The sequence below is a fragment of the Tenacibaculum ascidiaceicola genome (assembly GCF_047470925.1).
Classification (GTDB): domain Bacteria; phylum Bacteroidota; class Bacteroidia; order Flavobacteriales; family Flavobacteriaceae; genus Polaribacter; species Polaribacter discolor.
Window position 1 is genome coordinate 242,004 of the sequence record NZ_JAZKJP010000004.1, and the last position, 12,700, is coordinate 254,703.

Below are 12,700 nucleotides of genomic sequence, written 5' to 3' on the forward strand. Positions count from 1 at the left end.
TTATTAATGCTGATAGTTTCAGCATCAATAATAGCACAGGAGAAAAACGAAGAAATCGTTCAAAAGAAAAAAGTAACCAACAAAGGAAAATTCTTTGTTTATTGGGGATGGAACTGGGCTAGTTATTCTAATTCAGACATTCGTTTTAAAGGAGCAAATTATGATTTTACATTACAAAATGTAAAAGCTCAAGACCGACAAACAAAGTTTTCTTTTAATGACTACTTTAATCCAGGAAGAGTAACTATTCCACAAACAAATTATAGAATAGGATATTTCTTTAAAGAAAACTACACCGTTTCTATCGGGGTAGATCACATGAAATATGTAATGATAGCCGATCAAGATGTTAAAATTAACGGAAACATCAATATAGGAAATGCTAAATATGACGGAACATATAATAATGAAACAATCAATTTAGCTGCAGATTTTTTACGTTTTGAGCATACTGACGGTTTAAACTATGTAAATGTTGAAGTAAAACGTTTTGATGATGTGAGTCACTGGTTTGGTTTAAACTTAGAAAACTTACAAATCAATTTAACAGAAGGGGTAGGAATGGGAATTTTGTATCCAAGAACTAATACAACCTTATTAGGAATGGAACGTCATGACGATTTCCATTTATCAGGATATGGAGCTTCTGTTGCCGGAGGATTAAATATTACATTCTTAAAGCACTTTTTTGTACAAGCAGATTTAAAAGGAGGTTATATTTATATGCCAGATGTTAGAACAACTAAAAGTCCTGTAGATACAGCATCACAAAGTTTTTACTTTTTTGAAAATACCATTTTAATAGGAGGTAAATTTAGGCTTTAATAACAAAGTGTTATAAATACGTTAATATTATAACTATTTTAGGCTAACTAGTAGTATACTGCTAATTTTACGCAACATAACAAACAACTAGAGATTTCAATTATGGATTTAGAACAGTATTTTGATAAGTTTAGAAAAAATATTGTAGGTATAGATCAGACTTTTCAAACACCTTATGGTGAAAAGAAAATGATTTATACAGATTGGACTGCAAGTGGAAGGTTATATCGACCTATAGAAGAACAACTTTTAAATAAATTTGGACCATTCGTAGCCAATACTCATACAGAAACTTCAACTTCAGGGGCAGCTATGACTTTAGCGTATCATGAAGCACGAAATATTATTAAACGCCACGTAAATGCATCTTCTAATGATGTGTTAATTACGGAAGGATCTGGTATGACGGGAGTTGTTAATAAGTTTCAGCGTATTTTAGGATTAAAAATAAATGAAAACTTAAAAGAAAACACACAAGTTCCAGATGAAAAACGACCTATCGTTTTTGTAAGTCATATGGAGCATCACTCAAACCAAACTTCTTGGATTGAAACTATAGCAGATGTAGAGGTTGTTCCTTGTAATGAAGAAGGTCTAGTATGCTTAGATAAGTTTGAAGAAACCATAAAAAAATACTTAGATAGACCAATAAAAATAGCTTCAATAGTGGCAGGTTCTAATGTAACAGGTATAAAAACAGACTATCATAAAGTAGCTTCTTTAATTCATAGTTATGGTGGTTTATGTTTCGTTGACTTTGCTTGTTCAGCACCGTATGTTGATATTGATATGCACCCAGAAAATGAAGATGAGTATTTAGACGCAATTTTCTTTTCTCCACACAAATTTTTAGGAGGACCAGGAAGCTCTGGAGTCCTAATTTTTAATAAAAAACTTTACAAGAATATGGTTCCTGACAACCCAGGAGGAGGTACAGTTAGCTACACTAATCCTTGGGGACAACATGATTATTTTGATGATGTAGAAACGCGTGAAGATGGTGGTACTCCAGCTTTTTTACAAACAATTAAAATAGCTTTATGCATTCAGGTAAAAGACCAAATGGGAACAGATAAGATAAAGGAGCGTGAAGATGAAATCAACCCAGTTATCTTTAATTGTTTAGAAAACTTAGAAGGAGTTAAAATATTAGCCCCTGATCATAAAGATCGTTTGAGTATTTTTTCTTTTTATTTTGAAAAATATCACTTCAATTTAGTTGTAAAGTTATTAAATGACCGTTTTGGTATTCAAACAAGAGGAGGCTGTTCATGTGCAGGAACTTATGGTCATTTCCTATTAAATGTAGATCAAATAAGATCAAACGAAATTAAGGGACAAATATTAGAAGGCTGTAATACAGAAAAACCAGGTTGGGTACGATTATCAGTACACCCAACAATTACAAATGAAGAAGTACAGTTTATTTGTGAATCATTACAAGCATTAGCAGATAATATAGAAGAATGGTCAAAAGACTATGAATATGATACTGCTAAAAACGATTATGTACACAAAACTGTTGAACCTGTTGAAAAACAATTGGTAGCAGATTGGTTTTCGTTATAATATGATATGACACATTTAAATAGCTCTTTTTTAGAAGAAAATTATTCAAAAATTAAAGAAGACTCTATATCTGGAAGATGGATAACATTAACAGATATAGAGCCTTTATATTTAGGCTTACAAAACTCTAAAATTCAAACAAAAATTATAGGTGAATCAGAAGAAAGGAGAGCCATTTACCAGTTAAAGCTAGGAAAAGGTGAAAAAAGAATTCTTATTTGGAGTCAAATGCATGGAAATGAAAGTACAGGAACTAAAGCTGTATTTGATTTTTTAAAGTTTATTCAACATTTTTCTACCCACGAAATAACAAAATCTATTTTAGACAATTGTAGTATTACTATTGTTCCAATGTTAAATCCTGATGGAGCACAAGCCTATACACGTGTAAACGCTAAAAATGTAGACTTAAATAGAGATGCTGTAGAACTAGAAGCTAAAGAGAGTAAACTTTTACGTAGTATTTTAGAAGAAGTAAATCCTGAATTTTGTTTCAATCTTCATGATCAAAGGACCATTTTTGGTGTTGAAGGAACTAAAAATCCAGCAACAATTTCTTTTTTAGCACCTTCAGAAGAAGAAAAAAGAACAATTACAGAAGGAAGAAAAGAAACTATGAATGTAATTGTAGCCATGAATGAATTGTTACAAAAAATTATACCTAATCATGTTGGCCGTTATACAGATGAATTTTATCCAACCGCTACAGGAGATAATTTTCAAAAGTTAGGACACAATACAATATTAATTGAAGCTGGACACTTTCCGAATGATTACGACAGGGAAGAGGTTAGAAAATTCAATTTTTATGCGCTATTACAGGGAATATATCATATTTCGTTAGCAGAAAACTTCAAGGAATTTGAAAAATATTTAGCTATTCCTAACAATATCAAGAACTTCTACGATGTAATTTATCGATCAAAAAATAATGAAAAAGATGTTGCTTATCAGTATGTAGAAAGTATAGAAAATGATAAATTTGCACTCGTTTTAAAAAAGGAGAATGAAGGTAACTTATCTATGTATTCAGCTCATAAAGAATTCATAAAAAACAGTTAAAAATTCTACTTTCTTTAAATAAAACTTATTTTTTTTAGAAAAAAACTATATTTTAGCAATATTACTTGAAGAAAACAAAAAAATGAAGAAGTTCATACTAGATGAGATTGATCATCAAATTTTAGACATTTTAATTGAAAATGCTCGTACACCTTTTACAGACATTGCAAAGAAGTTATTGGTATCTGCCGGTACTATACATGTACGTGTAAAGAAAATGGAAGACGAAGGAATTATTCAAGGGTCTACTTTAACCTTGAATTATGAGAAAATGGGGTATTCTTTTATTGCTCACGTTGGAATTTTTTTAGAGAAAACATCTATGACACAACATGTGCTTGATAACCTACGTTTAATTCCAAACGTAACTGTTGCATATGTAACTGCAGGAAAATACAATATTTTCTGTAAAGTACGTGCTAAAAACACCAATGACGCAAAAGATATTATCTATAGAATAGATGATGTACATGGTGTAAACAGAACGGAAACAATGATTGCGCTTGAAGAAAGCATCAATGATAAAAAACGTTTAATGCACGCTATTTTTAAAGATATTTAAAAATTATTTTTATAAAAGTTAAAAGGGTAGCAAAATTTTGCTACCCTTTTTTAATTGCTCAACTAATAACTTTTTAAAATATTAGTTTTTTGTTAGTTTATTTTAAATTTTCAAATTCTTCCTTAGAAATCTCTCCCGAGTTAATTTTTCTTAACTCTTCCATTTTAGATAAGATAAAGTTATGTAATCCTTCATCAATATCGTCTGGTTTCTTTAAATCCTGACGTAAAGCACCTGGTAATACATAGTTATCATAGTAGTAAAAGAAATTATAATCAAAACTACTTACAGTTAAGTCATAATCTCCTAATAAGTACCCTAAACGGAAAGCTGAACGACGTTGAGCTGGAGTTCCATGGTGTCCAGGACTAGTTGTATTATAATCACCAATAGATGCAGCGAAGTTATACGCTGGAGCAGCTTGTGTCCAAGTAGCATTGTATCCATTAGGTTTTTTAATATAATAACCTGCAAAACCATCAGCCTCTAATTCAGTAGCTCTAGCAGTACTTTCACTTCTTGAAGGTAAGTTGTTTTGGTATTGTAATTGGTGTCCTATCTCATGAGCTTGAACCATAGCACAAGAAATTCTTCCTCCTTGACTTAAAGCCATGTTATAAAGCTCTTCACCATAAATAATATAACCACTACCGTAAGAAATAGCGTTTGCTGTTCCAGAACCTTTAGCAAAATATAAAGGAATGGTACTAATGCTAAATACATCAGCTATTTTAACATTTTGGTTATTTAAGAAATTTGTTTCAGATTGATTTACAATGGTTGAACCAATGTAAGCGTTTTGACCCCAGTTACCATCAATGTAACTACATACTTCATGAGAATGGGCGTCTAATAATTTAGCATTTTGATTATCAACAGGATTAATGTCGTTATCACTACAGCTTACCATTAATACGGCTGCTGTGGCTGCTAATATGAAGGGTTTTAAATTTTTCATTTTTCTTTGATTTATATCATCATAAAAAGTTAATTAATTAAACAATCAATAACCTAAGCGTTAAAATGATTGAAATATTGCTTTTTATTTAAAGAAAAATAAAATTCATGAAATCGTTAATGTCAATGTTGAAAAATAACTAACTGAAAGTGAGTAGAGTAGAATATAATCTCTTTTATAAAGTCCAATTAAATTTTTCAAAAACTATATGCCAATCCTTAGGACAGTCAGCTTTTATTAATAGCTTTTCATTTGAATAAGGATGAATAAACTCTAAAGAATAAGCATGCAAAAAAAGATTCTCACAATCAAAGTTGTCAATAAACATTGTATTATGATTTTTATCCCCATACTTAGGATCACCAATTAAAGGGTGACTAATTTTATTCATATGAATTCGTAACTGATGTAATCTTCCCGTTTTAGGTTGTAGTTTAACCAGACTATATCTAGAAGTATCATAAGGTTTAACAGGAATATCTACCGTTACAGTTTTTACAGTAAATAAATGAGTTTCTGCATCTTTATATACATTAGCATCTCTTCCTTTAACAGGAGAATCAATAACTTTAGTTTCAGGAGCATGACCTCTAACAACTCCATAATACGTTTTTTGTATTTCGTTTTTAGTAAACAGTTCTTGAAATTTGGCAACAAATCCAGTTTCCTTAGCGAGTAATATAATTCCAGATGTTTTTCTATCAAGTCTATGTATAGGATACATTTTTTGATTGAATTGCTGCTGAATCATTTGCAACAAAGAGTCTTCATCAGCAACATTTCTAGAATGATGTGCATGATGCACAACTACATTGTTAGGTTTTGAAACACACAATATATATTCATCTTCATAAATAACATCTAACTTCATTATACTACTCATTAACTGGTTTTAATTTGGTAAAATTTAAAAGGAGTAAAGATAATGCTCCACATATAAAAAATCCCATAAAAAGTGGGAGGGTAGTGGTTTCAACATACTTTCCTATAAATGTAGCAATTGGTACTGCCATAATAGTAGATACAAACCCATTAATTGCAGCTCCAATACCAGCAATATGCCCTACAGGCTGCATTGCCAACGCACGAAGATTCCCAAATAAAAATCCTATTGAGAAAAACTGTAAAGCAAAGAATACTAGTAGTATTACAATACTTGGGTTTTCTTTTTGATAAAATAACGTTATGTAAATAATAGGAACGATTGAAAAGATAATTAAAAAGAATGATACCAACTTATGCATTCCAAACCTCATAACGAATGAACCATTTAAAAAGGTAGCAAAACCAACAGAAATGGCTAAACCAGCAAAGATGTATGGAAACTCGTCTACTAATAAATATTGTTCTTGAAAAATTTGTTGTGAAGCACTTAAATACACCATAAATGATCCTGTAATAAAACCTGATATTAATGTAAAAATAACTGCCTGTTTGTATTTTATAAACTCTTTGGAACCATCTAAAAATAAGCGAAATGCAAATTTCATTCTGTTTTCTTCTTTTAGGGTTTCTGGTTGACGTTTCCACAACCAAAACATTACTACAACACCAAAAATTAACTGACTATAAAATATAGATTTCCACCCATAAGCATCTAACATTAATTTACCTATAGCTGGTGCTACAACTGGAACTAAAATGAAAATTACTACAATAAAAGACATGATTTTTGCCATGTAGTTTCCACTAAAACTATCACGAACCATTGCAATACTTATCGTTCTAGGGGCAGAAAGTCCAATTCCTTGTAAAATTCTTCCTAAAATCATCATTTCTATACTCGCAGCGCTAACACAAATAAAACTGGCAATAACAAAAAGTATAAAACCTCCATAAATAACAGGTTTTCTTCCTAAACTGTCTGAGATTGGACCAGAAATTAATTGACCAAAACCTAGACCTAAAAAAATCATAGTAATTAATAATTGACTATCGTGTGATCCTTGTTGAACACGAATACTAATACCAATTTGTTCTAAAGCTGGGAGTAATGCATCTATTGACAAAGCTACTAATGACATTAAGGAAGCCATTAAAGCTATGAATTCTAACTTTGATTGATTATTTTTTTGCATTAGGCAAAAATACTGCCTTTATTTTGTTTTGAAGTGGGGATAAAAGTTAAAAAAAAAGGCTGTTTTTTAACAGCCTCAAACAAACAATATCATAATTTTATAAGTCTAATAAAAAGACGCTGTCAAGAATAAAATTGGTAGTGAAACAAAAAAATTGTAAAAAGTGAAGGGGCCTTTTATTCTATAACAGCGTCGTATACTATATACATCTTACAGTCTATAAAACAGCTATAATTTAAATAACCCTACTTTTTTTGTTAAAAATTTTTAAATTTTTATTTTTTATAGCAAAAACGTTAATCTTTTCACTTTGTTTTTTTCCTTAATAGCGAGTTTTTTTCTTTAAACTTAAGGACTGTATTAGGAAAATCTCTAGAAAACTCATGAAGCACTAGCTTAGAAATATTTTTAAATCCTTTGTATATAACTTTACCATCTTTAAAAACATACATATCAAAAACAGGGTACTAGCCTAAATAATTTCATAAACAAGTAACAAATTGAATTATATTATTTTAAATATAGAATTCCAGTTCATAAACACTCTATTTAACATAATATTAATTATAGTACAAAAAATAAACGCTAATCAAATTACATGATGCGTTTAAAGTTCTTAGGTTTTATCAATGTTTCCCCTTCAAAAATCAATTATTTAAGGAGAACAATAATTTCAATGATCGTGTTAACAATGTTACAAACATAATGAAATTTATTTGTATTCTCAAAATCAGCGTAATATCGAATCTAAATTGCAAATGACTAACAATACATTTTACCGCAAAAATTTTAGTTTGGGTTTCCGCTGGAGCAACCTCCCAAAAAAATTTGTGAGGTAAAATATATTATTTAAAAAAGCAATAAAATTCAATACTACTACGTGCGGTTTTAAAAAAGAAAAAAAATTAAAAAAAAAGTTATTTCAGCAATTTTGAAAACATAAAAAAAGCGCCCAATTTGAGCGCTTAATTCTTTCTCATGAACAGCAATTAGCCCCCCAGCTTAATACTGAACAAAATAGTTAGTGGTTGATTATAACACAAAGATAATCAAAATATTACGTCAATAATAATATTTAAGAAAAAGAGCACCCAAATTTTGGATGCTCTCAGTTTTTAATGCACTGTAATTAGCCCCCCCGGCGATTACTGTACACGGGTTGTTGATTATTAACACAAAAATAAGAATATTATTTTACTGTTGAATCTCAACACCTCCCGAATTATTATAAATTGGTACCCATTCGTTTAATAACGTGAGCCTTAAACCCTCGAAATAATAATCTGAAAATGGAACTTCTAAACTATCAAACAAATAATTAAAAGTATTATCTACAGGAAAATGATTTATAGATTCTCCCTTTAACTTTATAATACATTCAACACTATCAGGAATATCCATTTGCCCCCTATAAGGCATCAATTTACCATACAAAAATTCATTTTCATTTAACAAATCTTTTACAAAATCATCAAAAGGAGTTTGTTGTTTTGGTATCAAAAAACATACAGGCTGTGCCATAAATTCCATACCATTAAGTAATATCTTTTCTTTCATTTTATAATCGTTTTTGTAGCTGTTCATAGGATTGACAGTCACCACTTAATAACGAGTTTCTATACTCTTTTAAGTGTTTACATTTGTTAATTTTCACTATCACGTAAACGGACACAGTAACTATTAAAACAAACATTACAAAGACTACCAATACCCATACGAACACACTAATTAACACTATTCTTTGTCTTTTAATTTGCGGTTTTTATACTTGTAAATCTCTGTCGCAAGCAACACACACGCATATATAATTACTGGTATTGGTGTATTTTCTACTATACTTAACGAAATACCGGAAACCCCATTAAATGCGTTTAAAGCTATCGTTTTCATTCTTTTTAATATATTTGAGGAGTTAATTTTTAAAATTTATTGTTATGTTAAGCCCAGGTATATTAATTTTATTAGTAATAGAAGTTCTTTTTATAGCTCTTTTAATTTACTACTCAATCAGAAAAGAAGAAATTGTAATAAAACCAAGAAATCCATTAATAATAATACTTCTTACATTAATACCTGTACTGATACTACTAACACTTAGTTAAAATTTGAACCCAGCAGGCTCAACAACAGACCTAACTAACAAATACAACTGTTTATCTTTTACAGGATCTATTTCAGACAACAGCCAAGAAACAAGACTAAGTTTTTCGTAAGTATCTAAATGCCTAAAAACACCTTGTGGTGGAGAGTTGTAGCCGTTGTAATCTCTCTGACCAAATTCTAGATATATCTTTTTAAAATCATTAGGAGTTATAGAAGAAAATATTTTATAAACTAAATCCTCATCAGTTCCATAAAAAGGTTCTCTACTATTAAAAGCAGATAATAATTGCATTGCATATTTACTTGCTTGACTAGCACTTATCCCTACAGAATAATCAGGAGTTACATTTCCTTTAAAATCATCATAAGGATTCTTCTCATCAAAAGCAGACCTAAAAATAGATAACATCTTAATTAAGTGACTAAAAAACACAATCAAGAGTAGCAATAAGCCCCCAATTAAGAGGGCATTATTTATTATAAATTTAGCTACTTGTTTCATTTCTTACGCTTTTTAATTGCTAACAATAAACCTGCGGCACTCATCACAAAGCCTAGAATAGTTAATATCGGTCTCAGGATTGTAGATGTAGAACTTCCTTTTTTTTTTAACTCTTGGTCTTCACTTCCCTCCCAATACGCATAACCTCCGTCAGACTTAGCGTCTCTTACATCAATATGGATAAATCCTTTTGATTCATAAACACCAAAACCATTAACACCAACAGCTCGTAAACGTTGGTATAGTTTATTCTTGGTTCTTAAAGCTTCTTGAACTAGTTCAACCAATCCACTACCACTTAAATCTAAAGCAGTTCCGTATGTATGTTCACTTTCTCCACCACGTTTTTTGCTTAGTTCATGGCGTACACTTCTGAATGAACTGTTTACTTTGATAGGCTTCCCTAGTGCATCCCTTAAGATTTGAGCAGCTTGTAAAACTCTACTATCTAAAGGAACATAAGCAAATAAATTTTGCTCGTCTGGCATAATAAAACTTGCCTTTCTTATCTCCCCTAGTTTAAAGTTTTCTGTCAGCAATTTATCGTCTGCAAAACCGTCTAAAGGTGGTTTTAAATGAATATAATGCTTTACTACATGTTTACCGTATTTTTCTCTATACGGACTAAAAAATTCTGACATAACTATTCAGGTTTTTGTTCAACATTAGGGGAGTTATCCTCCCCCATTATTTCCTTCCAATCGGCTCTAAAGGCTTTTAGATGCTTTATTGCACTTTTAAATAACAAAACATTTTTATACCCTTTTTCCGCATAGTCGATAGCTGTATCAACTTTCTTCCCTATGGTAAGCAACCCCTTACCTACTGAAAATATCTTTTTTAACATAGCTATTACTTTTTACTAAAGCGTTTACCTACATAACCACCATTTGGAGCATTTGGATTTAAAATCCAATTCCAATCTTCTATGTAAACCTTACTATTATTCAAGTTTATCATACCCTGAATACTTACAGAATCATGCATAGGAGCGTTTAAAACAACTCGTACGCTACACCACTCTTTGCCTGTCTTTGAAGTAGTTGGAGCAACTTCTTTTTGGTATTTGTCACGAAATACTTTAATATTCCACTTTACACCTTTTGAAACTTTCCAACCTGCCATAAACAAACCCTGTTTTGAGCCATAAGCAGTAACTACTCTTACACCACTTCTTTTCTTTTTTCCGTAAGAAGCTCCTTGACCTTGAAACATTTTCTTAGCCATCTCGTATTGCTCTTTTGTTAAAGGATATTTAGCCATTACTTATACTCTTTTTTAGGAATTAATACATAAGCCACAACAACGATAACAATAAGCCCCGAAGCATAGCCCCATACTGGAATACCATAGTATTCTTTTGTCATGAACTCCTTTGTTTTAGTCCATGCGTTATTCAACCAAGTTTTTGCTTTTTCCATGGTTATTTCTTCTTTTTTATGTTCTTAAATAAATACTCGCCTAACTTCCATAAACCAACTACAGCAACAGGAATAATCACATACAACCAATTAAATGAACCTTCGTTTTCCTTTGGTTTATCTTCAAAATAAGGGGAATCGGTTGGTATGTTTACATCAGTCGTTGGAACTCCTGTTCCTACGTCTGTTACTGGTTTTCCTGTTACGTCAACAGTTTGAACAGGCTCTTTTACTACTGGTTTATCTGTATAAACCATATAATTAACAACACCTTTGTAACCAAATACAAAACCTCTTGGGTCACGGTATTGTTCGCCATATAAAACACCACTCTTTGCAGTTAATTTATACTTTTTAGAAAGCTCTGCACGAATTGCATCTCTTAACTCAAATAAAAGTCTACCTACTAATGCATGACCGTTTATACTGTTTGAACTACTTAACCAGCTTGTATCAGCATAAGCTGTAGCAGCCATACTGATATACTTATCAACTTCATTCAAGTCGTTCAAACTTTTAACCAATTTTAAACGGCGGTCTACTTCTTGTTTTAAAAGGTCAAAATAACCGCGAAATCGTTGTTCTACGCTTGCCCAATCTTCGGGACCAATACCTAATAAATCCATTGCACCACTTACCAAACCTGAAGGGTTAATCATATTAACAGTATTATCTAATGTTTGATAAAATTTGTCTTCTGTAGTGGTTACAGTTTGGTATGATGTTGGACTTATACCCCCACCTTGGTAATCATAATGGGGGCTATTTAAAGTATAACTAATCATTACTTAACTTTTTTAAATGGAGTTTTTACTGAATAGTATTTGATATCAGAACGTGGGTCAGTGTTTTGTTCTAAATAAACAGACTGCATCCCTCTAACATCTAAAACAACTGCTTTTGCAGTACCAAAAATTGGTTTATCGTTTTCATCAAAACCAACAATATTAAATGTGTCTTTTTGGTCTATCAATAAAGTTTCTGAAGTACGTTTTTGCTTTTGCCCATTGATTCTAAAATCAATATCGGTTGGTAAATTGTCCTTGTCAAAAACTAAGAAATCAGTCTCAATTAAATTAATTTCTTTTTGCGTTTCAGTAGCTTTGAAAGTTTGCTCTTTCATGATGTAAGGGAAAGGACTAACGTTTTGACCTCCAAAACTATAAATTGAACTAGTTGAAGTCTTTTCTAAATTCGTAAGATAGTTGTTTACACTATCATTCTGATTTAGCATAATTTCCCCACCATAAGCCAAATCAATAGTAGCAGTATCAATTACTACATTTGTACCTGCATCACCATTTGGTACTGTTTTTAACTGAAACTGTTTAATAGCCTGCTTGTTTAAAAAAGATTGGATTTTGTTTTGACCCTCTAAAGTCAATAAAACGTTCATTGTATTAAACAAACGTTGGTCACTCCCTCCCTCTTGTCTGATTAGTTCGGTTTTCAACTTTGCATTAACAGAGACATTCTCTAAAACTAATAACTGTGGATCATCAGTTTTTAAAATCTCTAACGTTTTTTGCGTTGCACCGTCAATTACTGTTTTTCTCATTTGTACAAAAAATTAAGTTTATAATTAAATTCTGTACAAAAGTGTTTGGATATGAGTTTTTT

16 protein-coding genes are annotated in these 12,700 nt (G+C 31.0%); 4 read left to right on the forward strand and 12 right to left on the reverse strand.

Annotated features, from left to right (window positions below):
- Window positions 1–6 precede the first annotated feature (6 nt).
- The 4 genes from VBY68_RS02970 (at window position 7) to VBY68_RS02985 (ending at window position 4,018) form a co-directional block, all read left to right on the forward strand.
- Complete coding sequence (locus tag VBY68_RS02970; protein WP_274639881.1) at window positions 7–825, forward strand: hypothetical protein; 819 nt, start codon at window positions 7–9, stop codon at window positions 823–825.
- A gap of 102 nt (window positions 826–927) precedes the next feature.
- Complete coding sequence (locus VBY68_RS02975) at window positions 928–2,394, forward strand: aminotransferase class V-fold PLP-dependent enzyme (RefSeq protein ID WP_415268828.1); 1,467 nt, start codon at window positions 928–930, stop codon at window positions 2,392–2,394.
- A gap of 6 nt (window positions 2,395–2,400) precedes the next feature.
- Window positions 2,401–3,456, forward strand: coding sequence for a M14 family zinc carboxypeptidase (locus VBY68_RS02980; protein WP_415268829.1), 1,056 nt, complete (start codon window positions 2,401–2,403; stop codon window positions 3,454–3,456).
- A gap of 82 nt (window positions 3,457–3,538) precedes the next feature.
- Window positions 3,539–4,018, forward strand: a complete 480-nt coding sequence (locus VBY68_RS02985; protein ID WP_099214393.1) for an Lrp/AsnC family transcriptional regulator — start codon at window positions 3,539–3,541, stop codon at window positions 4,016–4,018.
- Between the two features lie 97 nt (window positions 4,019–4,115).
- On the opposite strand, the gene VBY68_RS02990 is transcribed toward VBY68_RS02985, so the two are convergent.
- From VBY68_RS02990 to VBY68_RS03045, 12 genes are all read right to left on the reverse strand, one after another.
- Window positions 4,116–4,976, reverse strand: coding sequence for a neutral zinc metallopeptidase (locus VBY68_RS02990; RefSeq protein ID WP_415268830.1), 861 nt, complete (start codon window positions 4,974–4,976; stop codon window positions 4,116–4,118).
- Window positions 4,977–5,151: 175 nt separating this feature from the next.
- Complete coding sequence (locus tag VBY68_RS02995; RefSeq protein ID WP_415268831.1) at window positions 5,152–5,859, reverse strand: pseudouridine synthase; 708 nt, start codon at window positions 5,857–5,859, stop codon at window positions 5,152–5,154.
- Complete coding sequence (locus VBY68_RS03000) at window positions 5,852–7,054, reverse strand: multidrug effflux MFS transporter (protein ID WP_415268832.1); 1,203 nt, start codon at window positions 7,052–7,054, stop codon at window positions 5,852–5,854. Before VBY68_RS03000 ends, VBY68_RS02995 begins: the two co-directional genes overlap by 8 nt.
- Window positions 7,055–8,248: 1,194 nt before the next feature.
- On the reverse strand, window positions 8,249–8,611 hold the full coding sequence (locus VBY68_RS03005) for a hypothetical protein (protein ID WP_415268833.1): 363 nt from the start codon (window positions 8,609–8,611) through the stop codon (window positions 8,249–8,251).
- Between the two features lie 177 nt (window positions 8,612–8,788).
- On the reverse strand, window positions 8,789–8,944 hold the full coding sequence (locus VBY68_RS03010; protein ID WP_167444733.1) for a hypothetical protein: 156 nt from the start codon (window positions 8,942–8,944) through the stop codon (window positions 8,789–8,791).
- Between the two features lie 208 nt (window positions 8,945–9,152).
- Entirely contained in the window at window positions 9,153–9,659 is a 507-nt protein-coding gene (locus VBY68_RS03015) for a hypothetical protein (protein WP_415268834.1), read from the reverse strand.
- Window positions 9,656–10,300: a D-Ala-D-Ala carboxypeptidase family metallohydrolase gene (locus VBY68_RS03020; RefSeq protein ID WP_415268835.1), complete on the reverse strand. Its 645-nt coding sequence runs from the start codon at window positions 10,298–10,300 to the stop codon at window positions 9,656–9,658. Before VBY68_RS03020 ends, VBY68_RS03015 begins: the two co-directional genes overlap by 4 nt.
- A gap of 2 nt (window positions 10,301–10,302) precedes the next feature.
- Complete coding sequence (locus tag VBY68_RS03025; protein ID WP_121146842.1) at window positions 10,303–10,506, reverse strand: Ntn hydrolase family protein; 204 nt, start codon at window positions 10,504–10,506, stop codon at window positions 10,303–10,305.
- A 5-nt stretch (window positions 10,507–10,511) separates the two neighbouring features.
- Window positions 10,512–10,922 carry a hypothetical protein gene (locus VBY68_RS03030; protein ID WP_415268836.1) on the reverse strand — a complete coding sequence of 137 codons (411 nt, stop codon included), beginning with the start codon at window positions 10,920–10,922 and terminating at the stop codon, window positions 10,512–10,514.
- Window positions 10,922–11,080 (reverse strand): hypothetical protein, encoded by a 159-nt coding sequence (locus VBY68_RS03035; RefSeq protein WP_415268837.1) that lies wholly within the window; start codon window positions 11,078–11,080, stop codon window positions 10,922–10,924. Before VBY68_RS03035 ends, VBY68_RS03030 begins: the two co-directional genes overlap by 1 nt.
- A gap of 2 nt (window positions 11,081–11,082) precedes the next feature.
- A complete protein-coding gene (locus VBY68_RS03040; protein ID WP_415268838.1) occupies window positions 11,083–11,865 on the reverse strand; it encodes a hypothetical protein in 783 nt (260 codons plus the stop codon).
- Complete coding sequence (locus tag VBY68_RS03045) at window positions 11,865–12,638, reverse strand: hypothetical protein (protein WP_415268839.1); 774 nt, start codon at window positions 12,636–12,638, stop codon at window positions 11,865–11,867. Before VBY68_RS03045 ends, VBY68_RS03040 begins: the two co-directional genes overlap by 1 nt.
- Window positions 12,639–12,700: the final 62 nt, after the last annotated feature.

Coding starts and splice junctions, on each gene's coding strand:
- VBY68_RS02970 (WP_274639881.1), top strand. CDS start 7: ATGCTGATAGTTTCAGCATCAATAATAGCACAGGAGAAAAACGAAGAA.
- VBY68_RS02975 (WP_415268828.1), top strand. CDS start 928: ATGGATTTAGAACAGTATTTTGATAAGTTTAGAAAAAATATTGTAGGT.
- VBY68_RS02980 (WP_415268829.1), top strand. CDS start 2,401: ATGACACATTTAAATAGCTCTTTTTTAGAAGAAAATTATTCAAAAATT.
- VBY68_RS02985 (WP_099214393.1), top strand. CDS start 3,539: ATGAAGAAGTTCATACTAGATGAGATTGATCATCAAATTTTAGACATT.
- VBY68_RS02990 (WP_415268830.1), bottom strand. CDS start 4,976: ATGAAAAATTTAAAACCCTTCATATTAGCAGCCACAGCAGCCGTATTA.
- VBY68_RS02995 (WP_415268831.1), bottom strand. CDS start 5,859: ATGAGTAGTATAATGAAGTTAGATGTTATTTATGAAGATGAATATATA.
- VBY68_RS03000 (WP_415268832.1), bottom strand. CDS start 7,054: ATGCAAAAAAATAATCAATCAAAGTTAGAATTCATAGCTTTAATGGCT.
- VBY68_RS03005 (WP_415268833.1), bottom strand. CDS start 8,611: ATGAAAGAAAAGATATTACTTAATGGTATGGAATTTATGGCACAGCCT.
- VBY68_RS03010 (WP_167444733.1), bottom strand. CDS start 8,944: ATGAAAACGATAGCTTTAAACGCATTTAATGGGGTTTCCGGTATTTCG.
- VBY68_RS03015 (WP_415268834.1), bottom strand. CDS start 9,659: ATGAAACAAGTAGCTAAATTTATAATAAATAATGCCCTCTTAATTGGG.
- VBY68_RS03020 (WP_415268835.1), bottom strand. CDS start 10,300: ATGTCAGAATTTTTTAGTCCGTATAGAGAAAAATACGGTAAACATGTA.
- VBY68_RS03025 (WP_121146842.1), bottom strand. CDS start 10,506: ATGTTAAAAAAGATATTTTCAGTAGGTAAGGGGTTGCTTACCATAGGG.
- VBY68_RS03030 (WP_415268836.1), bottom strand. CDS start 10,922: ATGGCTAAATATCCTTTAACAAAAGAGCAATACGAGATGGCTAAGAAA.
- VBY68_RS03035 (WP_415268837.1), bottom strand. CDS start 11,080: ATGGAAAAAGCAAAAACTTGGTTGAATAACGCATGGACTAAAACAAAG.
- VBY68_RS03040 (WP_415268838.1), bottom strand. CDS start 11,865: ATGATTAGTTATACTTTAAATAGCCCCCATTATGATTACCAAGGTGGG.
- VBY68_RS03045 (WP_415268839.1), bottom strand. CDS start 12,638: ATGAGAAAAACAGTAATTGACGGTGCAACGCAAAAAACGTTAGAGATT.